Consider the following 20,615-nt stretch of genomic DNA (forward strand, 5'->3'; position numbering starts at 1 on the left):
GGAAGTCAGTTATATCGCCATTTCCTTTGGCATATCAGTAGCGATTTCCTCAGCTGCACCCGCTCGTCGAGCCACACGTGTCGCACTTCTCGCAGGTGCCGTTCCTCACCATGGTGAAGTTCTGGCACTCGGCGCACATGTTGCCGGTATAGCCTTGCGCGATCGAGCGCATGCGGCGGTTGGCTTCGAGCTTTTTGGCGTCGGCCTTGGCGTCTGCCGCTGCCTCGGCGGCGTCGTCGGAGAACATTTCGTCCATCTCGATCTCGACGGCCAGTTCCTCGGCGCGTTCCTCGTATTCCCGCTTGAAGGCGAGGGCGCCGTCGGAGGCGATGGCTTCCGGTTCGGCGCGGACGGCCAGGTTGCCCGAGGCCTTGGTCGAGGTGGTCTTCGACGAGAACGAGGCGGTGATCACCGAAGCGCCGGAGGAGGGCGAAGGTGCGGCCTGGCCCTTGGGCTCGGCGTTGGCCGCCGTGCCGGCACCGGTGACGACCTTGAGCGAGGCGCCGCGGGTCAGGCCCTTGGAGAAGGGCTGTGCCTTGCCTTCCGAGATCCCCTTGCCGAGCGCGGTGTTGGTGAAATCGGAGGTGTCGACATGGGCAAGGTCGTGACGCGCCAGGTAGGAGACGGCCAGCTCGCGGAAGATATAGTCGAGGATCGAGGTGGCGTTCTTGATGGCGTCATTGCCCTGCACCATGCCTGCCGGCTCGAACTTGGTGAAGGTGAAGGCCTCCACATATTCTTCCAGCGGCACGCCGTATTGCAGGCCAAGCGAGATGGCGATGGCGAAGTTGTTCATCATCGCACGGAAGGCAGCACCTTCCTTGTGCATGTCGATGAAGATCTCGCCGAGACGGCCGTCGTCGAATTCGCCGGTGCGCAGGTAGACCTTGTGGCCGCCGATGACGGCTTTCTGGGTGTAACCCTTGCGGCGGTTCGGCAGCTTCTCGCGGTCGCGGTAAAGCCGCTCGACCACGCGCTCGACGATCTTCTCGGTCACCGTGACGGCCTGGGCGGCGGCGGGCTGGGCCACCAATGCCTCGATCGCGTCATCCTCGTCCTCGTCATCCTCGATCAGCGAGGAATTGAGCGGCTGCGAGAGCTTGGAGCCGTCGCGGTAGAGCGCGTTGGCCTTCAGCGCCAGCTTCCAGGAGAGCATGTAGGCGCTCTTGCAGTCATCAACGGTTGCGTCGTTGGGCATGTTGATGGTCTTCGAGATCGCGCCGGAGATGAACGGCTGGGCCGCCGCCATCATGCGGATGTGGCTTTCCACCGACAGGTAGCGCTTGCCGACCTTGCCGCACGGGTTGGCGCAATCGAACACGGGGTAATGCTCGACCTTGAGGTGCGGAGCGCCTTCGAGCGTCATCGCGCCGCAGACATGGATGTTGGCGGCCTCGATGTCCTTCTTTGCAAAGCCCATGGCGGACAGCATGTCGAAGGAGAAATCGTTCATCTGCTCGTCGGTGAAGCCGAGCACTGATTTGCAGAAGTCCTCGCCCAGGGTCCACTTGTTGAAGACGAACTTGATGTCGAAGGCGGCCTTGGTGGCGCCGTTGATGGCTTCGATCTTCTCGTCGGTGAAGCCCTTGGCTTTCAGCGAGCCGGGGTTGATGCCGGGCGCCTGGTTGATGTTGCCGTGGCCGACCGCATAGGCTTCGATCTCGGCCAGCTGGGCCTCGGAATAGCCGAGCGTGCGCAGGGCTTCGGGCACCGCGTTGTTGATGATCTTGAAGTAGCCGCCGCCGGCGAGCTTCTTGAACTTGACCAGCGCGAAGTCGGGCTCGATGCCGGTGGTGTCGCAATCCATCACCAGGCCGATGGTGCCGGTGGGGGCAATTACGGTGGCCTGGGCGTTGCGGTAGCCATGCTTCTCGCCGAGCTTCAGAGCCTTGTCCCAGGCTGCCGTGGCGTGGGCGATCAGGTCCTGGTCGGGGCAATCCTCATGGATCAGCGCGACCGGGTTGACCGACAGGTCCTCGTAGCCGGTGACCTCGCCATGGGCGGCGCGGCGGTGATTGCGGATCACCCGCAGCATGTTCTTCTTGTTGTCCTTGTAGCCGGCAAAGGGGCCTATCTCGCCGGCCATCTCGGCCGAGGTGGCATAGGCGACGCCGGTCATGATCGCGGTCAGCGCACCGCAGATGGCGCGGCCTTCCTTGGAGTCGTAGGGAATGCCGGTGGTCATCAAGAGGCCGCCGATATTGGCGAAGCCGAGGCCCAGGGTGCGGTACTTGTAGGAGAGCTCGGCAATCTGGTGCGAGGGGAACTGCGCCATCATCACCGAGACTTCAAGCACGATGGTCCAGAGCCGGACCGCATGTTCGTAATCGGCAATGTTGATGCGCTTGGTGTCCTTGTCCTTGAAGCGCAGCAGATTGAGCGAGGCCAGGTTGCAGGCCGTGTCGTCGAGGAACATGTATTCCGAGCACGGGTTGGAAGCGCGGATCGGGCCGGCCGCCGGGCAGGTGTGCCAGTCGTTCATGGTGGTGTTGTAGTGCAGGCCGGGATCGGCCGAGGCCCAGGCGGCATGGCCGATCGATTCCCAGAGGTCACGGGCCTTGAGCGTCTTCATCACCTTGCCGTCCTTGCGGGCGGTCAGGTTCCATTCGCCGTCGGCTTCGACCGCCTGCAGGAAGTCGTCCTTGATCGAGACCGAGTTGTTGGAATTCTGGCCCGAAACCGTCAGGTAGGCTTCCGAATCCCAGTCGGTGTCGTAGGTCTTGAACTCGATGTCGGTGTAGCCCTGGCGCGCAAACTGGATGACGCGCTTGACGTAGTTTTCAGGCACCTGGTCCTTCTTGGCAGCCTTGATCTCGCGCTTGAGCGCAGGGTTCTGCTTGGGGTCGAAACAGGCGTCGTTGTCAGCCTCGCAGTTCATGCAGGCCTTCATGATGGCTTTCAGGTGACCGGCGACGATCTTCGAGCCGGTGACGAGAGCCGCGACCTTCTGCTCTTCCTTGACCTTCCAGTTGATGTAGTCCTCGATATCGGGGTGGTCGATGTCGACCACGACCATCTTGGCCGCGCGGCGGGTGGTGCCGCCCGACTTGATGGCGCCGGCGGCTCGGTCGCCGATCTTGAGGAAGCTCATCAGGCCCGACGACTTGCCGCCGCCCGACAGCTTCTCGCCTTCGCCCCTGAGATGCGAGAAGTTGGAGCCGGTGCCCGAGCCATACTTGAACAGGCGCGCTTCACGCACCCACAGGTCCATGATGCCGTTCTCGTTGACGAGATCGTCCTCGACCGACTGGATGAAGCAGGCGTGCGGCTGCGGATGTTCGTAGGAGGATTTCGACTTGGTCAGCTTGCCGGTGAACGGGTCGACATAGAAATGGCCCTGGCCGGGGCCGTCGATGCCGTAGGCCCAGTGCAGACCGGTGTTGAACCATTGCGGGGAGTTCGGGGCAACGCGCTGGGTGGCGAGCATGTAGGCCTGCTCGTCCATGAAGGCGCGGGCGTCTTCCTCGGAGGAGAAATAGCCGCCCTTCCAGCCCCAGTAGGTCCAGGTGCCGGCGAGACGGTCGAAGACCTGGCGGGCATCGGTTTCCGAGCCGTAGCGTTCGTCTTCGGCAAGCTCCGCGAGGGCTTCCTCGTCGGCGACCGAGCGCCACAGCCATGAAGGGACCGAGTTTTCCTCGACCTTCTTCAGGCGCGCGGGAACACCCGCCTTGCGGAAATATTTCTGCGCCAGGATGTCGGCTGCGACCTGGCTGAACTGTACCGGGACATCAATGTCGGCGAGGCGGAAGACGATCGAGCCGTCCGGGTTCCTGATCTCGCTTGTCGCCTTGCGGAATTCGATGTCCGCGTAGGCAGATTGGCCCTCTTTGGTGAACCGGCGTTCAATGCGCATTGTCGTCCTCTTTTTTAAATTCGTAGCCGAACGCATTCTTGCGTCGCGACAATATCTTCCCCGCAGGCCGCACAGTCATTGTACAGCCAGTTGCTCAACTCGGTCACTCAATGTGTTCCCGCTCAGGGGAACGCTCTATCTTGTGGGTAGGTTGGCTGTAAACACTAAATATAGTGTTAACAACTCATTTATGCCAGTCCCCATCATGGCAGATCGCCGTCAATTCCGCACATCAAAGCGTGCCCCTCAAACCACCGCAAAACTCACGGGGAAAGATGCTCTGAACCGAAAATGTCGGGATTTGACTGGGCTCTAAACATTCCAGCCGCGCCGCCGCCGCAACGTGTTTCCTATAAGCAGCGACTCGTATGAATGCGTCAAGGGGTTGTCTGTGCCAGATTCTTGCACACCATATCTAGTGGACTGCGATTGTGGAAAACGAGGACAAGGCCGCAAATGCGCCTGTCGCCCATTGCTCCAAGAAAGATGATGGAAACGCCTGCCGGGGTGCGGCGACTGTTCAGGGCCGACTCAGTTCAGGCAGGATGCCCGAACAATCAAAGCTTTAGGAGATCCTTGAACTGCACACTCAAGACTGCGGGAAGGTCAAGTAACGCGCGGTCAGTGTCGGGATGCCTCGCCGCGATCGGCAGGGATCTAGTCAGATGTTCGCAGTCATCGCGGCTGCAGCCGCTTGGATTACTGATCCTGAGGCGCGAATCAGGCCGCACGCAAAAGCTGGAAGGCGTCGCGGATGACGTCCTTCAATCCGTCCTCCCCGATGAGGCCGATGGCGGTGGCGACGGGGAACCACTTGCGTCGGCGCTGGCCCTTTTCGGGCCATTGTTCCTTTTCCTCGACAAGCCGGAGGAGGTAGACATCGACGTCGCACAGGGCATCGCCGCGCCGGGTGCGCTGCTTGACATAGCGGTAGTGACCGACCGGGCCGCCTGGCATCACCTCGCCGATGAGCCCGGCTTCTTCCCATGTTTCCCGCAGTGCGGCCTGCCCACCGTCCTCGTCTTCCTCGATCCAGCCCTTCGGTATGATCCAGCGTCCCGTGTCACGGCTGGTGACCAGGAGAAGTTCCCGCGCTTCGCCCGAGCCGCGGAAAACCGCTGCTGCCGATTGCCGCCTGGTCTTGCGTTTGAGACCATTCGGTTCATCGTCCGGAAGCCTGAACAGGTCCAGCAGGTGTTTGAGCCTGTCAAATGCAGTCATGGGAACGAATCATCTCCTTGATTGGTCTTCGCATGGAATCTTGACCGTTTTGCTACAATCGGACCCTGGCCGACCATTCTTTCGGCCTGTGCCCGCCTTCATGCTGGTGTGTCATGGCATCATCGCCGTGTTCTGAAAGGGCTATTGGCGGATGCATGGCAAGCGAACGCAAAAGGGACACGGCGCTGGCCGTGTCCCTGATATAGTGTCTCAATCCGTCTGGCCAAGTTTCTTGTCTGGCGGGACGGGGAGAGGAGGCATGCGGTATCAGAACTCGTCCCACTGTTCTGCGGCCGCAGCTGCTGCGCCACCGCCGCTGGCCGCGCGCCGCACGGGCTTGGGCGCGGGAGCCGCGGCAGCCGTCTTTGGCCTCGCCGCAGGCGCGCTCGGCCGAGACGTGCTGGTCTCGTTGACGCTGAACACCGCAAGTTTGGCGACCAGACCGTCGGCATCGGTTGCCAGGCCGCGGATCGACTTGGTGGTGTCGGACACCAGTGCGGTGTTCTGCTGGGTCGTCTGGTCCATGTTGACCACGGCCGAGTTGATCTCGGAGATGTCGGCCGCCTGTTCCCGCGCCGTATCGACAATCTTGGCGATGTAGTCGTTGATGTGCTTGACCTGCTCGCCGATCGAACGAAGCGCCTCGCCGGTCTGGTTGACCAGGGTCACGCCGCTGCTGACCTGCGTCGAGGACGTTTCGATCAGCGCGTTGATCTCCTTGGCGGCGCCAGCCGAGCGTTGGGCCAGTTCGCGGACTTCCTGGGCAACCACGGCAAATCCCTTGCCGGCCTCACCGGCGCGGGCTGCTTCAACACCGGCATTGAGCGCCAGCAAGTTTGTCTGGAAGGCGATTTCATCGATCACAGTGATGATCTGGCCGATCTGTCGGGACGAGCCCTCGATCTCGGTCATGGCGCTGACGGCCTTGGAGACGATCTGCTCGGAGACGGAGGCATTCTTGGTTGCCTCGTCGACCAGGCGACCGGCTTCGCCGGCCCGCTTTGATGCGGTCTGGACGTTTTCGGTGATGCGGCCGATGGCTGCGGCGGTTTCTTCAAGCGAGACAGCCTGCTGCTCCGTGCGCTGCGAGATACGCTCCGCGTCGGAACACACGTCATTCGATCCTTCGCTCATCTTGCGGGCAGAGCGGCTCAATTCCGCAACCAGTTGCTCGAGAGACTCCATGGAGGAGTTGAAGTCGCTCCTGAGGACTTCCAGCGTCTCGTCGAAGCGGTCGGTCAGGCGAATGCGAAGGTCGCCTTGCGCCAGCTGGCGCAGGCCGCGGCCGAGCGACTGCATGGCGAACTGAAGGCGTTCGGTGTCGGCTGCGCGTTCGGCTTCGCGGCTGCGTGCATCCTCAAGGTTCTGCTGCTGCGCCGCCTCGGCCTTGCGTGACATTTCGCCGGCCTGTTTGTTGGCGGCTTCGGTTTCACGCATCGCTTCGTCATTCTGGGCGAAGGCGGTGGCAAGCGAATGGCCAAGGGCCACCAGGGCGCCGGCTTCGAGGATCAGGATGACCGCATGCAGAACCACGCGGCTGAAATCCGTTTCGCCGGGGAAGACGGCAGCCGGGATCAGGAAGAACAGTGCAAGATGGTGGACGGCGGTCAGGCCGGCAAAAGCCAGAATCGGCTGCCAGTTCACCCATGACGCACAGATCGCAAGGCTGGCGAAGAAGTACATGTGCATGTCGATCTGCAGCGGCGAGCCGGAGAAGGCGTAGACAAGCAGCGCCACGCTTGCGGCATGTGCCAGCGCAGTCGATATCTGCGTCGCGGTGCCGGTCCGGTCGCGCCACCAGGTAAGCGTTGCAACACCTGCGATGGCGGCGCCGCCACCCAGAACGACAACGGGATCTGCTTCCATGCCCCAAAGGTAACGAAGCACCATCATGCCGAGATTGATCCACAGCAGCGATACGATGGCGATGGCTGCCCGGGTACGGAGCGAATTCATGTAATTCATAGCGAAGATGTACTCCTGCAAAAGAAAGCGAGACTGCCGTCGAGAACCAGCATTGCGCCGGATTTGAACAAGCGAAGGGTGAAACCCGGGTCGTCGGAATAGGCGATAGCCGCATAGGGCGCGCCGGTGCCGTTCATCACAGATCCGCCGGCCCGCCCGATGACGTCGATGACGCGTCCCGGATCACTCCATGGCGCGACAATCACCAGGGCCTGCCCGTTGCGTGGAACAATGGCGGCTGCGGACAGCACGAACAGGATCACGGCAAGATTGATGCCGACGATACGGTACTGACTGAGCGTTTTGCTGGAAGCTGGTGTGGCATGCTGCATGGTGGTGAATGATACGCCGGTGAGCCGCGGTACATGCCTGTCACAGGCTTTGACAAGCTGATATCATTCCAGCCGGGGATGGTGTCCTAGTGACCCATATTGCTACAGATCTATATAAGAGACGGTTAACGTCAGCGCGAAAACAAAAAGGCCGTCAGGTCACTGGCGGCCACAGCTTCTTCGAGTGAGGCATTGCGCGATTTAACCGCGGGAATCCTTGGCAATCGGTTCGACATAGGCAAAACCCATGTCCCAGGGGAAGTAGATCCAGGTGTCCTGGCTGACCTCGGTCACGAAAGTATCCACCAGCGGCCGGCCCTTGGGCTTGGCGTAGACCGTGGCAAAATGGGCTTTCGGCAGCATGGCCCGGACGATTGCCGCGGTCTTGCCGGTGTCGGTGAGGTCATCGACTATGAGAACGCCTTCGCCCTCGGTTTCGAGGATGTCGGAGTTGATCTCCTTGAGCACCTTCATTTCGCCCTGACTGATGTAGTCATGGTAGGAGGCGACGGACACCGTATCAATGCGGCGGATATCGAGTTCCCGCGAAATGATTGCGGCCGGAACCAGGCCGCCGCGGGTGATGCAGACAATCGCCGTCCATTCCTGCCCGGTGCCGCTCAGACGCCATGCGAGCGCGCGTGCGTCGCGGTGAAACTGGTCCCATGAGACCGGAAATGCTTTGTCTGGAAGGGACATGGTTTGCTTCCTTGCGAGAGCTGGCAACCGCGATGGCTGCGTTCCAACATGAGTAAACGCGGCAAATAGCCGGAATCCGGTATCAAGCGCAAGCCGCAGAGCTGCGGCTATCCCCAAAAGCTGCGGCTGGAATCGGGTGGCGGCCGCGTCACCCGTGCGCAATCATCACGTCTCATTGCAAAACGGGGATGATTGATCATGCTGTTTGTTATTGCTCTTATGGCCTTCCTGTTTCCGCTGGCTTACAGCCCGGGGCCCGGCAACATGTTCTTTGCCGCGCTTGGCGCGCGTTTCGGGACCGTGGCTACCTTGCCGGCCAATGCCGGTTATCATATCGCCACGCTGGTGGTCACCGGCCTGCTGGGCCTGGGACTTGTGTCGGCGGTGCACCCCGGCACATCCCTGTTTGTGGGGTTGAAGCTGGCCGGATCGGTCTACGTGATGTGGCTCGCTTGGAAGTTGGCGACATCAGGCAGCACCGGCGCGGGCATGGAGAGCGGCAAGGCCGGGTTTCTTGATGGCGTCTGGCTGCTTCTGCTCAACCCCAAGGCCTATGTCATCATCTTGTTGATGTACTCGCAGTTCGGTACGATGGGACCCACCGACCTGCTCGCGCGGGTTGGCGTGATATCGCTTGTGTTCACGCTCAACAATCTGTTGGCATTCCTGCTGTGGACAGTGGCCGGGGACGGATTGGGCCGGCTGTTTCGCAGCGAAGCCCATGCGCGCCGGCTCAACCTTGTCTTTGCCGCCATACTGGCCGGTGTCGGATTCTGGATGATGCTCGGATGACGGACCGCGCGCCCCTTGTGAGCCGCGCGGTGCCTGCAGCAGGTCAGCGAGACATCAGCACCGGTACCGGAGAGCTTTCCAGGAATGCCCGGGTAACGCCGCCAAACAGCCATTCCCTCAGCCGCTGATGGGTGTAGGCGCCCATGACCACCAGATCGGCATTGCTGGCGGCAACCTGGGCCGAAATCGCCTCGGCAGTCGAGCCCGATCCCTTGGAAACGGTCGTGACATTGACGTGGATGTGGTGGCGCGACAGGCAACTGGCGATGTCGGTGCCCGCCAGCGGCGCGTCGATGTCAGGCAGCTTGTCGGGATCGACAATGACTACTTCGACCGCTTCGGCGGCCTTGAGCAGCGGCAGCGCGTCATGGGTGGCGCGGGCGGCCTCGCGTGAGCCGTCCCAGGCGATGAGCACTCGGCGGATCGGCGAGGCAAGCTTGCCGTTGGGCGGCAGGAAGAGGACTGGGCGGCCGCCTTCGAACAGCAGCGCCTCGACATTTGTGGCCATGTCCTCGTCTGCGGCCCGGTCGGGCTGACGGACAACCACCAGATCGGCCGAGCGGGCGCTGACAAGAGCAGAAACGGCACTGTCGCCACCGGGGGAACGAACCGGCCGCCATTCGTGCGAAAGACCAGCGGTTTCACAGGCTTTCTCGAAAGCCGCACCGAGATCTCGCATGCGCTGGTCGGCCTGCTCATAGAGCGCGGCGATGGTCGCTGCATCCGGGACGTCTATGGGGGCAGAGAGGACAACAAACTGCGACGGCTCTCCATGGCAGCCAATCAGGTGCAGATCCCTGCCGGCGGCAAAATCGGCGATGGCGGAGGTCAGGGGTGCCACGTCGGCCTGGGATGAGTAGACGGCAAGAATCGTATGGTAGGCCATGGGTTGATCTCCTTTGTCGAGGCACAATGGCAGGTGTCTGTCCGGCCACCATGCGTCGCGCGGGAGGTTGCCGCATTGATCCTTATCAAACGTCCTTTTTGGTCAATTTCGAGGTGATTTCGCTCAACATGGCCTCGACATCCCGCCTGGCGGCACGGATGGCAACCGAATCGCGGCCGCGAATGACAATTTCGGTTGAAAAGCTGTCGCCGGAAAAACGCGGGTAGGAGCCGATATTGACGTCTGGATGAGCCTTGGCAATGGCGCTCAACGGGTCACCGATATCGCCTTCTCCATAAGGGCAGCTGACCTTGTCGGAGAGAATCTTCACGCCGGTGTTCAAGGTCGGCAGGACATTGTCGAGCATGGCCTGGAAGACGGAGGGTACGCCGGCCATTACGTGCACGTTGCCGATGACGAAGCCAGGCGCGCGGCTGACGGGATTGTCGATATGCCTGGCTCCGACCGGCATCCGCGCCATGCGGCGCCGTGCTTCGGTGAACTCCAGTCCACGCTCGGCGTAATGCGCGCCGAGCAGGGCGAGCGCAGCCGCATCATGGGTGCATTCGACACTGAAGGCTGCGGCCACGGCGTCGGCGGTGATGTCGTCATGGGTGGGGCCGATGCCGCCTGAGGTGAAAACGTAATCATAACGGCTTCTCAGGGCGTTGAGGGCCTCGACAATCCGGTCCTGCTCATCGGGCACGATGCGGACTTCCTGCAGCTCTATACCGGTGGCGGTGAGCAATTCGGCCAGGTGGCCGATGTTCTTGTCCCGGGTGCGGCCGGACAGCAATTCGTCGCCGATGGCGAGCGCTGCTGCGGTGACGGAACGGGTGTCGCTCATGATTTTGCTCCTCAGCCAAACGCGTTTGAATAGACCTGTTTCCGGCGCCGGCGCAAGAGAGCATCGCCGTGTCGCTTGGGTTGGATTGTGAACAATCTGTGCTGTGATCGGGAGGTTTATGTGAACAGCAGATCGCTTACTTGTCTGCATGAACCGCCGCGGGCGGCAACCACGGACAAGGAGATGAAAATGGCGAAGGTACTGGTGCTTTACTATTCGAGCTGGGGCCACATGGAAACAATGGCGCAAGCTGCTGCCAAGGGCGCGGCATCCGCCGGCGCCGATGTGACGATCAAACGCGTGCCCGAACTGGTGCCCGAAGACGTTGCCAAGGCGGCTCACTACAAGCTCGATCAGGACGCGGAAATCGCCGACCCGCTGGAGCTTGCCAACTACGACGCGATCATCTTCGGTGTTTCGACCCGCTACGGCATGATGTCGGCGCAGCTAAAGAACTTCCTCGACCAGACGGGGCCGCTCTGGGCGGAAGGCAAACTGATCAACAAGGTCGCTTCGGTGATGTCGTCGACCGCCACCCAGCATGGTGGCGCGGAACTTGCGATCCTGACCACGCAGGCTTCACTGCAGCACCATGGCATGATCATCGTGCCGCTGTCCTACGCCTACCAGGGCCAGTCGGGCAACGACGTCGTGCGCGGCGGCTCGCCCTACGGCATGACCACCACGTCGAACACCGACGGTTCGCGGATGCCTTCCGAGCAGGAACTCGAAGGCGCCGAATTCCAGGGCAAGCGGGTCGCCGAGATCGCTGCCAAGCTGGTCGCCTGAACAGACTGGCCGAGACCCCGGGCCATTGCAGGCCGGATGGTTTGTGCCCCGCCGTCAGTGACAGCGGGGCACTTGTCGTTTTTTACCCAAACTGGGTTGCAAGCCTTGCCTGCATGCTGATCGTCAGCTACCGACTAGCTCACGTGCGGACGTGGCGAAACTGGTAGACGCAAGGGACTTAAAATCCCTCGGCCGCGAGGCTGTACGGGTTCGAGCCCCGTCGTCCGCACCAATTTTCCCAGACCTGCTAGCCCATGAGCGCGTGAATCCGCGTGCCGGCTCCAGGCGTTTTCCATTTACAGGGCCCGCCCGACAATCAAAGCTGAAGGCTTCCGGCAGGGAAGTGGCCGGTGGGATTGCTTATCAGCGGTTGTTTCGGATTTCCGGCGAGTTGGCGATTGCCTCGACGATTTGTCGTGTTGCTTGCGCGATTGCGGCTTCGGATGAGGCGTTAAATGCCCTTGACCCGCCTTCGCAGGCCATTCCGCCATCGGCTTGCGCCTTGCCCGCACCTTGAACCGTCGTTCCCAGCAGCCTGCCGTTGGCGCTGCCGTCGACTGTAAGGCCGGCAGTCATCAGAACCGATGTGTTCATGGTGTTGCGCAGGAAACCCGGAACGGCTGTCAGCTCGGCGTCGAGTGTGATGCCGGTCACCTTTATCACGCCTGCGGCTTGACGCGCCCGCAACTCGGACTGCTTCACCGGCGCGATAACGGTCTCAACCGTCTCAAACTGCTGTTGCATTGCCAGCTCGACAGCGGTCTTGAAGCCGGCCCGCAGATCGACCGGGAATGTGTGGGCGATGCATGTGAAATCCGAAGCCCGCACGTTCCGGCTGAGCTCCGACGCATCAATGTACAGCAGATACTTGCCAGGGTTTTTCCGTGTGTCTGATACGTAGACCTGCACCGGCTCGGTGATCGTGGGTTCGGCGGAGTACTGGCAGCCAGCAAGGAATGCTGCTGTCAGCAGGGAGAGGGCCATTGAGCGCATCTGACGTCACCTCTATCGTCCGGGACGGTGACAAATAGCATCTGCCTGACGGATGTCGCAAGCGACCCGGTCGGCATAGCCGAACCGGAAGCTCGGTCAAACAGCGATCTTGAAGCCTATGCGCAGGCCGCCCCAGTGGCGGCCGTTGACCACGATCGGGGCCGAGAGGTCCTTCATCAGCACGAAATTGCCGCCGCCCATGTCGCGGCGGTAGGTCTGCAGCAGGAACGGCCTGGTGTTGCGGCCCGCGGCAAGCCCGGTGCGATCGTTGAAGATGCGGCGGTTGCGGCAATTGCCCGCGTTCCAGACAGGATCCGCGCTCTGCGGTTGAGAATAGATATAATTGTGGGTGGGCAGATATCCGTTGCGGTCGATCGCCGCGCAGAAGGTGACGCGTGGATCGAATTCCAGCATCGCCTCCTGGATCGGCGGCAGCAGCCGGTCGGTGTGCTGGGTGAACCGGGTCATGTGCTGAAGCGGATCGGTCCCACGGATGGGGGTATAGTTCTCGTCAAACAGATCGGAGAGCGACATCGCCCCGGATCTTATGGCCTGTTCAAAGAGTGTGGAGACTTCGCCGGCCTTGGCGATGCAATGGCGGATGAGCGGGGTGTCTTCGGTTTCAATGCCGCTTTCGGCGACTTCGCCGATGACGTTTTCGGAAAATGACACGAGGCGGTCGATCTTGGCGCTGGCCGCGGTCAGCATCTCCGCGCTGTTGTGAACCTGCTTGTCGAGTTCGGAGACCTTGGAGAGCACGGTCGAGCAGGCGCGGGTGGTTTCCTCGACCGGGTCGCTGATCCGTTCGATTTCGCTGATCATGCCGGCAACCGTCTGGCTGAAGCCTGTGAATTTCTGCAGTTCTCCGTCGATCTCGGTCGAGCGCTGGTGCGCGGCATTGGCCACCAGTTCGTTGTCGGCGTTCTGTTTCTGCAGCTTGTCGACGATCGAGCGCAGCGCCTCGAGCCGGGAGACGATGTCGCGCGAGACCGTGCCGGTCTTGTCGGCCAGTTGCTTGACCGCATCGGCGACGACGGCAAACCCGCGGCCGGCCTCGCCGGCGTGGGCTGCCATGATGCCGGCATTGACGGCAAGCAGCTGGGTCTGCGTGGCAATGCCCTGGATGGATTCGGAAAAGGAATGGATTTCCTTGATCTGGCTTGAGACAGAATCGAGCACGCCGGTAATCTCGGTGGCGTTGCTTGCCATCGACTTGATGTCGGAGACTGCGTTGACCAGGATGCCGTTGACGCTCTGTGTTGTGGTGTCGAGTCCTGCCTGGGTGGTTCTGGCAGCCTCGATTGCGCCACGCGAAGCCTCGGCGACCGTCTGATTGGACCGGGCGATCATCGAGATGTCACGGGTCAGGGCGTGGAATTCGTCAGCCTGCTGCGACATTGAACTCGAGACATCGCCGACCATGCCGCTGGTGTCGGCAATGTTGACGGACAATTCGCCGATCTGCGAACCGATGACGTTCATCGCCCGCTCGAGCCTGGCCTGGTCTTCTGCGGGAGGCGTCAAGACGTCCACATGCTGTGGGTCTGCGTCGTGCCGAACCTCCGGCTCATCGGCATAGGCAACTTGCAATGCTTGCATAGGTTTCGGTCCTCCAGATCTGAAGAGATAAGCAGATTTTGGTTAACCGATGGATAATTTAGCGGCCCTGTAGGTTATCCGATGGTCTACTCGCGCCAGAAAGCGGGAAGCAGCAGGACTAGAACCACCAGAATCTCCAGTCGTCCAAGCAACATCAAGAAGACCAGGATCAGTTTGGCGGGATCACCGAGCGAGCTGAAGTTTCCCGATGGCCCGATGATGGGTCCGATGCCCGGGCCGACATTGGCCAGCGCGGTAATCGATCCTGAAAGTGCGGTTTCGATATCGAGGCCGGTCGCGGCCAGGGCGATCGATCCCAGCGCCCAGATGCCGATATAGGCGCAGACGAAGAGAAACACGGTGCGTTGCATGTCGGGTTCGACGGCGACCGAGCCGTAACGCACCGGGCGCACGCTGTTGGGATAGATCAGCCGCATCAGTCCCGACCGGATCGAACTTGCGATGATCACCAGCCGGTAGGCCTTGATGCCGCCCGATGTGGATCCTGAGCAGCCGCCAAGAAAGGTCGCCACCAGCAGGATTGCCACGGTCAGCGGGCCCCACAGCGTGTAGTCGCTGCTGGCGTAGCCGGTGGTGGTAACGACAGAAACCACGTTGAAGGTCGCATGGGTCAGGGCCATGCCGAAGCTCTCGTCATGCGAAAGCCGAAGGCTCAGCGCGATGACGATGGAAAGCACGAGAAGGATGCCCCCATAGGCGAAGATCTGTGGGTCGCGCAGTGCGTCGAGACGGCCGCGTACGGCAAACAGGATCAGCACCGAGAAGGGCAGGCCGGCAATCGCCATGAAGACGGTGCCGGTCCATATCAACCCCGGGGAGGTGAAGGCGCCGAAGGAGGCGTCATGGGTGGAGAACCCGCCGGTGGCCATGGTGGTCATGGCATGGTTGAGGGCGTCGAAATCGCTCATGCCGAGCACCCGGTAGAGAATGGCGCAGGTCAGGGTCAGGCCGATATAGATGGCGAAGAAGGCGCGGACGAAAACCGCGAAGCGGGCGAAGGGCTTTTCGGAGGTGTCGGAGGATTCCATCTTGAAGACAGTGAAGCCGCCGACCTTGAGGTATGGCAGTACCAGCAGGCCAAGGGCGACAATGCCGATCCCGCCGATCCATTGCAGCAGCGAGCGCCAGAGCAGAAGCCCGGGGGGCGCAGAATCGAGCCCGGAGATGACCGTGGCGCCGGTGGTGGTGACGGCGGAGACCGATTCAAACAACGCATCGGCCATGTCGAGCCCGAGCGAGGCAAGATAGAACGGAATGGCGCCGGTGACCGACAGCGTGATCCACAAAAGGTTGACGACGAGAAAGCCGAGGCGCCGCGAGAACGGCGCGTTGATGCCGCGGTTGGCAGCCGCCGATGCCAGGCAGATCGCTCCGACCGCAAAAGACGAGACCGCAAAGACCTGCCAGTCGGGATTGCCGAAATAGAAATCGACCGCGGCTGGAGCCAGCATGGCAAGCGAAAGATAGAGTCCAGCCATGGACGCAATGAAAATCGCGGATCGGAAAGTGTTGCCGTGCACCCCTTGCCCTCTCGAAAGCCGGTTCAGGTTGGCAACCGGCCGGTTCCCGTGGCATAGACCCGTGATGACCGAAAAACAATCTCCCGATGATTTCCGCCGCTGTGTCGACGGCTCTCTTGCCGAGATGCGGGAGCTGTTTGCGGAAACGCCTCTGCAGCTTAATGATCATCTTTCGGCTCGATTTGGCGCGCGGATCTGGCTCAAGCGGGAGGATCTGTCGCCGGTCAGATCCTACAAGATCCGTGGCGCGTTCAATTTCATCCGCAAGGCGCTTGTGGCCAATCCGGAGCAGAAGCTGTTCGTCTGCGCATCGGCCGGAAACCATGCTCAGGGCTTTGCCTATGTCTGCCGGCATTTCGGCCGCAAGGGCGTCGTGTTCATGCCGGTGACGACACCGCAGCAGAAGATCGACAAGACCCGGGTCTTCGGCGGCGAGTTCATCGAGATCCGCCTGACCGGTGACTTTTTCGACGCCTGCTACGATGCGGCGCGGGAGTTCGCGGCAGCTGAAGGCGCGCTGATGGCGCCGCCGTTCGATCACGACGACATCATCGAGGGACAGGCCAGCGTCGGAGCGGAAATCGAAGCGCAGTTGCCCGAGGGCGAAGCGCCGGATCTTGTCGTGCTGCCGGTCGGAGGGGGCGGACTTTCGGCCGGTGTGGCGCGCTATCTGGAGGGCAGGCTCGATGCTGCCCGGTTCCTGCTTGTGGAACCGGAAGGAGCGCCGAGCCTGAAGGAGAGCCTGGCCGCCGGTCACCGGGTCAAGCTCGGAAAGATCGACAATTTCGTCGACGGCGCCGCGGTGGCGGAAATCGGTGAACGCAACTTCGAAATCCTGCAGCGGTTTCGCGCCGATCAGGTGCTTACCGTTCCCGAGAACGCGATCTGCCTGACCATGACGAGGATCCTCAATACCGAGGGCATCGTGCTTGAACCGGCCGGCGCTCTTTCAATTGCCGCGCTTGAGGCCATGGATCCGGCAAGCCTGAAGGGCAAGTCGGTCGTGGCAGTGGTCTCGGGCGGCAATTTCGATTTCGACCGGCTGCCCGACGTCAAGGAAAGGGCCATGCGCTATGCGGGCACCAAGAAATATTTCATTCTGCGCCTGCCGCAGCGACCGGGGGCGCTGAGGGACCTGCTGACACTGCTGGGGCCGGAAGATGACATTTCCCGGTTCGAATACCTGAAGAAATCGGCACGCAATTTCGGTTCGATCCTGATCGGTATCGAGACCAGCTCGCCCGAAAACTTCCTGCATCTGACAAAGGCTTTTGACGGCGCCGGCCTGAGCTATCAGGACATCACGGACAACGAGATCATTTCGAACCTGATCATCTGAACCATGTCAGAGGCCGGAAATCCATTCCGCCGTTTCAGCAGCCAGTCTTTCTGTGGTGGACGGCGACAGGGCATCGCCGGCGATGACATGGTGGCTCGGATCATCAGAATCAGTGACTTCGACCGTTGTGGCCGGACCGCCCCATCGGGAGGCCTTGTCCCTGACCAGTTCCGGCCGGATGACCTGATCCAGCGGCGAATAGACGAAGAGCGAGGGAAGGGTGATCGTGCCGGGATCAACCGCGTTGGCAAGATCGACCAGGGACGCCATCGGCAGCAAGGCAGCACTCGGGTATTCGTAGGTCCAGAATTGCCGGTGCAGCTCGTTGCGCGGTTCGAAAGCGCGGCGTTCCCCGACAATCAATCGCACCAATTGCTCGGCCCAGGGCATGGTCAGCAGGCCCGATCCAGAGGCCTGGATGCCGTAATTGGGGGAAAACTGGACCAGTCCAACGACATCGCGCATCAGGGCCGGTTGCGTAGCCGCCCAGGTGGCGAGCGAAGCGCCGGTGGAGGTCGCCATTATCACGACGCGTTCCCCCAGCCTGCGGCCGATGGCGACGGCTTCTGCAAAATCGTCGACCCAGCCGTGGACTGAGCCTTCGAGCATGGCATCGCCGCTGCGTCCATGGCCCCTGAGACGGGCAAAATGGAGGTTGGCGCCCAGTCTTTGGGCGACCATGTCGGGCAGGGGCCGCAATTCTCCGGGGCTGGCCGAGTAGCCGTGAATATAGACGATGGCCACGGGCGTGCGGGCGCGCGACGCCGGATAGGCCCAGATGATCTGCCGCTCATTGACGGGGCGCAGATCCTCAAACCTTGCCTCCGCTGAAGCGAGATAGGCATCGAGATCAACGGGCAAGGTGGCTTCATCGAAGCTGACCGTCGTGTCTGCCTGGGGTCTCGGGCCAAGCGCGAAGGCGGCCAGGCCAGCGAGGATCAGCAGGCCAAGGAGATAGAGCACAATGCGCCTCCTCGTAGTGGTCTTCGCCATGGGATAGGTCCTGCCTGCCGGGTCATCGACCGCGTGTCATGTCTAGCTGAGCTGAACTTAGATCGCGGCGTGTTGGTCCGCAAGACAGGCCCTGTGGGTCCGGTGTCAGGCCGGCTGACGATTGTGCAGGAACATCTTGTAGTAGCTTTCGACCTTGGCGCGGTTGTTGGAGGTCAACACCAGGGCTGCGCCGATGCGACCCGCCCTTATCCAGCGGACGGTGCCGACCAGCAGACCCATTTCCTCGGTTTCGACATCGATCTTGTCGCCACGGGCCATGGGAATACCGGCATCAAGCTGAAGGCATATGCCCTGCGGCGACAGGTCGATAACCGCTCCGGTGGTCTTCTGCCCCATGCAGTCGATCCTGGCCTTTACCCTGGTCTTGTCCCGCTTGATGGAGCGGCCGGTCAATCCGGTCATTTCAAAGTTCCCCCTGGCTGACTGACGGTTCAGTCTCGCATTTGCCGGTAATCAAATTGCTAAGGCGCGGATGGAAACTGCCTGTTCGCACAAGCGGGAGGTGCGGGTGCCGAGAGAACGCCGCCGATGGTCGTCCCGGCGCGGTCAACGCCGGGACAGGCAGGCCTTCGAAATGGTTCAGAGCTTGATGCGGTAGAGGGCAAAGCCGTCGGCGCCTTCGCCGGCCGGTTCGATGGAGACGCCCTTGACGTCACCGACGAAGTCTTTCGCCTTGGGGCCCGTCGAGAACAGAACGGTGGTGCCTTCGGCAGGCGCGAAGCTCCAGTTGGCGTCGGCGGAAGGGTTGATGGTGCCTTGCTCGACGATGTAGCGCACGATGACGTCGCGGTTTGTGTCTGGCGCCTGGAAGACCACCTTGTCGGGACCGATGCCGGGGAAGTTACCGCCGCCGCCGCCACGATAATTGTTGGTGGCAACCACGAATTTCTGTTCCGGATCAACGGGCTGCCCGTTGAAGCTGAGATCCTGAATCCGGCTGGCGCCGGCATTCTGCAGCTCTCCCTTGGGGGTGTATTTGGCGGGCTGGGTGAGGTCGACCTGGTAGGTCACGCCGTCAATGACATCGAAATTGTAGGACGGGAAGTCGCCATTGATCAGCTCCGCATCGCTGGCGCCAGGCTCGATCCGGTTGAAGATCCCGGCCGACATTTCCAGCCAGTCCTTGAGCTCGGCGCCGGAGATGACCACCGCCTGAACCGTGTTGGGATAGAGGTAGAGGTCGGCCACGTTCTTGATGGCGATGTCGCCTGCGGGCACATCAGTGTAGTAGTCCGCACCGCCGCGGCCGCCGGCCTTGAAGGGCGCCGCGGCTGAGAGCACCGGCAGATCCTTCCATTCGGTGTCCTTGAGCATGTCGGCGATGTACCAGGTCTGGGCCTGGCTGACGATCTGCACGGACGGGTCGTCTGCGACGAGAGCAAAATAGGAGTGCAGCGGTGCAGAGGTCTTGCCGACCGCGGTCCGGACATAGGCAAGCGTGGCCTCGTGATCCGCGTTGGCTGCGGCCAGCACTTCCGGATTGTCGCCCACCAGCGCTTTGACCTTGCGGTCGACGCGCTCGTAGATCGGTCTTGCTTCGGAGCTGTGACCGACGATCTTCCAGGCATTGCCGTCGCGCTCGAGCATCAGGTCGATCAGGCCGAGATGCGAGCCCCAGAAACCGCCCATGACCGCAGGCTTGCCGGAGACGGTGCCCTTGGCATTGTCGACGCCGGCGAAGCCGTCGAATTTCGGGCCGGGGAAATCGAGATGGCTGTGGCCGGTAACGATGGCGTCGATGCCGGGCACGGCGGCGAGCGGCACCGACGCATTCTCGAGGTTTTCCGCCCATTGCTGCTGGCCGATGCCGGAGTGGGACAGGGCGATGACGATGTCGGCGCCTTCCTCGCGCATCTGCGGCACCCAGGCTTCGGCAGCCTTGACGATGTCGCGGGTGGCGGCCTTGCCTGTGAGGTGCCGGGCGTCCCAGGTCATGATCTGGGGCGGGACAAAGCCGATGAGGCCGATCCTGATCTTGTGTTCGGCGCCGGCGCCATCCGTGATGGTGCGGTCGAGGATCATGTAGGGCTTGAGGAAAAGGTCGTCGTCGCGCGGGTTTTCGGCCAGCGCGCCCTTGGTGAGGTTGGCGCAGACCATGGGGAAATTGGCGCCGCCCAAGACCTTGAACATGAAATCGAGGCCGTAATTGAACTCGTGGTTGCCCAGCGTTCCGCCGTCATAGCCGAGCACGTTCATTGCGGCGATGATCGGGTGAATGTCGCCCTCTTTCATGCCGCGCTCATAGGCAATGTAATCTCCCATCGGATTGCCCTGCAGGAAGTCGCCATTGTCGACAAGGATCGAATTCTGAGCCTCTGCACGGATCTGGTCGATGATCGACGCGGTGCGGGCGAGGCCCATGGTGTCGTTGGGTTTGTCGCCATAATAGTCATAGGCGAAGACGTGGACATGAAGGTCGGTGGTCTCCATGATGCGCAGGTGGGCCTGGTTGGCATTCGCCCTTGCTGTGAATGGGTGAACCATGACCAGGGCGCCGGTGGCGGCAAGTCCGCCCAGCAGCGAGCGGCGCGAGATCGGGTGCAGCATTTCAAGAAGTTGTTGGTCTTTCATGGACTTTCTCCCTGCAGATGACCTAAAAAGGGTGCATGCGGGTGTTCGGCACGCATTCAAATTGCCGCCTACCGTCATTCATGGCGGCAAGCCATAATGAATGAGTGTGATCCCGGCGTGACACTTGTGCAACCTAATTCAGCGGCAGCGACTGATACGCGGATAGCGAGCGTT

16 protein-coding genes and 1 tRNA gene are annotated in these 20,615 nt (G+C 61.6%); 4 read left to right on the top strand and 13 right to left on the bottom strand.

From position 1 onward, the window contains the following. Nucleotides 1-49: 49 nt before the first annotated feature. The 5 genes from GTW23_RS07625 to gpt all read right to left on the bottom strand — a co-directional run bounded on the left by GTW23_RS07625 (nt 50) and on the right by gpt (nt 8,070). Nucleotides 50-3,853, bottom strand: coding sequence for a vitamin B12-dependent ribonucleotide reductase (locus GTW23_RS07625; RefSeq protein ID WP_252915275.1), 3,804 nt, complete (start codon nt 3,851-3,853; stop codon nt 50-52). Nucleotides 3,854-4,573: 720 nt separating this feature from the next. After that, nucleotides 4,574-5,074 carry an NUDIX hydrolase gene (locus GTW23_RS07630; protein WP_252915276.1) on the bottom strand — a complete coding sequence of 167 codons (501 nt, stop codon included), beginning with the start codon at nt 5,072-5,074 and terminating at the stop codon, nt 4,574-4,576. Nucleotides 5,075-5,341: 267 nt separating this feature from the next. Next, nucleotides 5,342-7,039, bottom strand: a complete 1,698-nt coding sequence (locus GTW23_RS07635; RefSeq protein ID WP_252915277.1) for a methyl-accepting chemotaxis protein — start codon at nt 7,037-7,039, stop codon at nt 5,342-5,344. Next, nucleotides 7,036-7,371: a hypothetical protein gene (locus GTW23_RS07640; protein WP_152008540.1), complete on the bottom strand. Its 336-nt coding sequence runs from the start codon at nt 7,369-7,371 to the stop codon at nt 7,036-7,038. The genes GTW23_RS07635 and GTW23_RS07640 overlap by 4 nt, the downstream gene beginning before the upstream one ends. 201 nt (nt 7,372-7,572) lie before the next feature. After that, nucleotides 7,573-8,070 (bottom strand): xanthine phosphoribosyltransferase, encoded by a 498-nt coding sequence (gene gpt, locus GTW23_RS07645; protein ID WP_152008541.1) that lies wholly within the window; start codon nt 8,068-8,070, stop codon nt 7,573-7,575. Between the two features lie 198 nt (nt 8,071-8,268). Between gpt and GTW23_RS07650 the strand changes: the two genes are divergently transcribed. Further along, nucleotides 8,269-8,862, top strand: a complete 594-nt coding sequence (locus GTW23_RS07650) for a LysE family translocator (RefSeq protein WP_252915278.1) — start codon at nt 8,269-8,271, stop codon at nt 8,860-8,862. 43 nt (nt 8,863-8,905) lie between these two features. Here the strand turns inward: GTW23_RS07650 and GTW23_RS07655 are convergent, their stop codons facing one another. Then, nucleotides 8,906-9,748, bottom strand: coding sequence for a universal stress protein (locus GTW23_RS07655; RefSeq protein WP_152008543.1), 843 nt, complete (start codon nt 9,746-9,748; stop codon nt 8,906-8,908). An 85-nt stretch (nt 9,749-9,833) separates the two neighbouring features. Further along, a complete protein-coding gene (locus GTW23_RS07660; RefSeq protein WP_252915279.1) occupies nt 9,834-10,595 on the bottom strand; it encodes a competence/damage-inducible protein A in 762 nt (253 codons plus the stop codon). Between the two features lie 189 nt (nt 10,596-10,784). Between GTW23_RS07660 and wrbA the strand changes: the two genes are divergently transcribed. Both wrbA and GTW23_RS07670 read left to right on the top strand, forming a co-directional pair. Further along, nucleotides 10,785-11,384 (top strand): NAD(P)H:quinone oxidoreductase, encoded by a 600-nt coding sequence (gene wrbA / locus GTW23_RS07665; RefSeq protein ID WP_252915280.1) that lies wholly within the window; start codon nt 10,785-10,787, stop codon nt 11,382-11,384. A 145-nt stretch (nt 11,385-11,529) separates the two neighbouring features. Beyond that, nucleotides 11,530-11,616, top strand: a tRNA-Leu gene (locus tag GTW23_RS07670). 131 nt (nt 11,617-11,747) lie between these two features. Here the strand turns inward: GTW23_RS07670 and GTW23_RS07675 are convergent. The 3 genes from GTW23_RS07675 to GTW23_RS07685 form a co-directional block, all read right to left on the bottom strand. Continuing rightward, complete coding sequence (locus tag GTW23_RS07675; protein ID WP_252915281.1) at nt 11,748-12,377, bottom strand: hypothetical protein; 630 nt, start codon at nt 12,375-12,377, stop codon at nt 11,748-11,750. 96 nt (nt 12,378-12,473) lie between these two features. Beyond that, a complete protein-coding gene (locus GTW23_RS07680) occupies nt 12,474-13,976 on the bottom strand; it encodes a methyl-accepting chemotaxis protein (protein ID WP_252915282.1) in 1,503 nt (500 codons plus the stop codon). 86 nt (nt 13,977-14,062) lie between these two features. Then, nucleotides 14,063-15,517 (bottom strand): TrkH family potassium uptake protein, encoded by a 1,455-nt coding sequence (locus tag GTW23_RS07685; RefSeq protein ID WP_252915283.1) that lies wholly within the window; start codon nt 15,515-15,517, stop codon nt 14,063-14,065. 64 nt (nt 15,518-15,581) lie between these two features. Between GTW23_RS07685 and ilvA the strand changes: the two genes are divergently transcribed. Next, nucleotides 15,582-16,856 (top strand): threonine ammonia-lyase IlvA, encoded by a 1,275-nt coding sequence (gene ilvA / locus GTW23_RS07690; RefSeq protein WP_252915284.1) that lies wholly within the window; start codon nt 15,582-15,584, stop codon nt 16,854-16,856. Nucleotides 16,857-16,862: 6 nt separating this feature from the next. On the opposite strand, the gene GTW23_RS07695 is transcribed toward ilvA, so the two are convergent. From GTW23_RS07695 to GTW23_RS07705, 3 genes are all read right to left on the bottom strand, one after another. Then, nucleotides 16,863-17,849 carry an alpha/beta hydrolase gene (locus GTW23_RS07695; RefSeq protein WP_252915285.1) on the bottom strand — a complete coding sequence of 329 codons (987 nt, stop codon included), beginning with the start codon at nt 17,847-17,849 and terminating at the stop codon, nt 16,863-16,865. Nucleotides 17,850-17,954: 105 nt separating this feature from the next. Next, on the bottom strand, nt 17,955-18,272 hold the full coding sequence (locus GTW23_RS07700; RefSeq protein ID WP_252915286.1) for a PilZ domain-containing protein: 318 nt from the start codon (nt 18,270-18,272) through the stop codon (nt 17,955-17,957). A 177-nt stretch (nt 18,273-18,449) separates the two neighbouring features. Next, nucleotides 18,450-20,441 carry a bifunctional 2',3'-cyclic-nucleotide 2'-phosphodiesterase/3'-nucleotidase gene (locus GTW23_RS07705; RefSeq protein WP_252915287.1) on the bottom strand — a complete coding sequence of 664 codons (1,992 nt, stop codon included), beginning with the start codon at nt 20,439-20,441 and terminating at the stop codon, nt 18,450-18,452. Nucleotides 20,442-20,615: the final 174 nt, after the last annotated feature.

It is taken from the genome of Parahoeflea alexandrii, from assembly GCF_024105735.1.
In the GTDB taxonomy this organism is placed as follows: Bacteria; Pseudomonadota; Alphaproteobacteria; order Rhizobiales; family Rhizobiaceae; genus Hoeflea; species Hoeflea alexandrii.

Coding starts and splice junctions, on each gene's coding strand:
- GTW23_RS07695 (WP_252915285.1), bottom strand. CDS start 17,849: ATGGCGAAGACCACTACGAGGAGGCGCATTGTGCTCTATCTCCTTGGC.
- gpt (WP_152008541.1), bottom strand. CDS start 8,070: ATGTCCCTTCCAGACAAAGCATTTCCGGTCTCATGGGACCAGTTTCAC.
- GTW23_RS07705 (WP_252915287.1), bottom strand. CDS start 20,441: ATGAAAGACCAACAACTTCTTGAAATGCTGCACCCGATCTCGCGCCGC.
- GTW23_RS07635 (WP_252915277.1), bottom strand. CDS start 7,039: ATGAATTACATGAATTCGCTCCGTACCCGGGCAGCCATCGCCATCGTA.
- GTW23_RS07625 (WP_252915275.1), bottom strand. CDS start 3,853: ATGCGCATTGAACGCCGGTTCACCAAAGAGGGCCAATCTGCCTACGCG.
- ilvA (WP_252915284.1), top strand. CDS start 15,582: ATGACCGAAAAACAATCTCCCGATGATTTCCGCCGCTGTGTCGACGGC.
- GTW23_RS07700 (WP_252915286.1), bottom strand. CDS start 18,272: ATGACCGGATTGACCGGCCGCTCCATCAAGCGGGACAAGACCAGGGTA.
- GTW23_RS07655 (WP_152008543.1), bottom strand. CDS start 9,748: ATGGCCTACCATACGATTCTTGCCGTCTACTCATCCCAGGCCGACGTG.
- GTW23_RS07675 (WP_252915281.1), bottom strand. CDS start 12,377: ATGCGCTCAATGGCCCTCTCCCTGCTGACAGCAGCATTCCTTGCTGGC.
- wrbA (WP_252915280.1), top strand. CDS start 10,785: ATGGCGAAGGTACTGGTGCTTTACTATTCGAGCTGGGGCCACATGGAA.
- GTW23_RS07680 (WP_252915282.1), bottom strand. CDS start 13,976: ATGCAAGCATTGCAAGTTGCCTATGCCGATGAGCCGGAGGTTCGGCAC.
- GTW23_RS07630 (WP_252915276.1), bottom strand. CDS start 5,074: ATGACTGCATTTGACAGGCTCAAACACCTGCTGGACCTGTTCAGGCTT.
- GTW23_RS07650 (WP_252915278.1), top strand. CDS start 8,269: ATGCTGTTTGTTATTGCTCTTATGGCCTTCCTGTTTCCGCTGGCTTAC.
- GTW23_RS07640 (WP_152008540.1), bottom strand. CDS start 7,371: ATGCAGCATGCCACACCAGCTTCCAGCAAAACGCTCAGTCAGTACCGT.
- GTW23_RS07660 (WP_252915279.1), bottom strand. CDS start 10,595: ATGAGCGACACCCGTTCCGTCACCGCAGCAGCGCTCGCCATCGGCGAC.